This is a genomic window from Streptomyces sp. NPDC001027, from assembly GCF_040299045.1.
In the GTDB taxonomy this organism is placed as follows: domain Bacteria; phylum Actinomycetota; class Actinomycetes; order Streptomycetales; family Streptomycetaceae; genus Streptomyces.
On sequence record NZ_JBEPBI010000580.1, the window covers coordinates 1 to 1,364 of the forward strand.

Consider the following 1,364-nt stretch of genomic DNA (forward strand, 5'->3'; position numbering starts at 1 on the left):
GGCGAACTCGCGGTGATCGGGCTGGCCGCGGGCACTCTCGGCGCCCTCCTCGCCTACGGCCTGGGCGCCCTGCTCGGCCTGCCCACCTCGGCGGCGAAGGCGGCCCTCGTACTGCCCGTCGCCCTGCTGCTCGCGCTGACCGCGGGCGCGCTGCCCGCCCTGCGGGCGACCCGGGTGCAGCCGCTGGACGCCGTCACACCCCCGGTCACCGGTGTCCGACGCGCGGTCGCCGTCCGCTCGGTGACCGGACTCGCGCTGCGCAACCTGCTGCGCGCCCCTGGCCGGACCGTGCTCGGCGCGGCCGGACTGGCGCTGGGCGTGGCCGCGTTCACCGTGCTGCTCTCGCTCACCCTCGCCTTCCGCGGCGAGGTGGCCGGCTCGTTGCTGGGCAACGCCGTCGTAGCCCAGGCCCGCACCGCCGACTACCTCAGTGTCGCCCTGTCGCTGGTGCTCGGCGCGGCCGGGGCCGTGGACGTGCTGGTCCTCTCGCAGCGGGAGCGGGCCGCCGACCTCGCCGTACTGAGCGCCACCGGCTGGTCGAGGCGCGAACTCGGTCGCCTCGCCCTGTACGAGGGGGCCGGCCTCGCCCTGCTGGGCGGCGTCACGGGAGCCGTCATGGGACTGGCCACAGTCTTGACGATCGGTCAGGGACTCTGGGACGGGCGGCTGTTGACGATGAGCGGCGCAGCCCTTCTGGCGACCCTGGCCGGGGTCGGCCTGGTCTGCGGTGTGCTCTCCATCCCGATCCGGGCCATGTCCCGTATCGCCCCGGCCCAACTGCTGGCGAGGGAGTGAGCGGCGGCCGGCAGGTCTCGGGCGAGCACGTCGTGCAGGGCCTGCAGCTGCCGGTCAGGCTCTTGTGTTCGGATCAACGGCTCGTTCCGAAGCCCGGAGTGTCGCGAGACCGTGGCCTGCGAGCATCTCCGGGCCCAGAGGGAACCGCAGACGATGGGACGCGTCACCACGAACCGTCGGCGCTGCGGTGCGTCAGCCGCCCAGTGCGATTCCGGTCGCCAGCGCGGCCGTAACGGGATGTGCGGGTGTGCTGAACAGCTGTGCCGTGGGACCTGACTCGACCACGTGCCCTTCGGACATCACGACCAGCGAGTCCGTCCGGTCGGCGACCAGGCGCAGGTCGTGACTGACGAGGACCAGGGACAGGTCGCGCAGGTCCCGCAGGTCGGTCAGCAGGTCCATGACGGCGATGGCGGTGTCCGCGTCGAGGGCGGAGGTGATCTCGTCGCAGAACAGCACGTCCGGGTCGGATGCCAGGGCGCGGGCGATGGCGGCGCGCTGGCGCTGGCCGCCGGACAGTTCGTGCGGGTAGCGGTCGGCGAAGGCGGCCGGCAGGCCGACGCTCTCCA

2 protein-coding genes are annotated in these 1,364 nt (G+C 73.5%); one reads left to right on the top strand and one right to left on the bottom strand.

The window, feature by feature from the left end; all coding sequences use genetic code 11:
- On the top strand, positions 1-795 hold a 795-nt coding region (locus tag ABT300_RS44060), incomplete at its 5' end, for an ABC transporter permease family protein (protein WP_351688815.1).
- Between the two features lie 192 nt (positions 796-987).
- Here the strand turns inward: ABT300_RS44060 and ABT300_RS44065 are convergent.
- Positions 988-1,364 (bottom strand): ATP-binding cassette domain-containing protein (locus tag ABT300_RS44065; protein ID WP_351688817.1); only part of this gene is annotated, 377 nt, incomplete at its 5' end.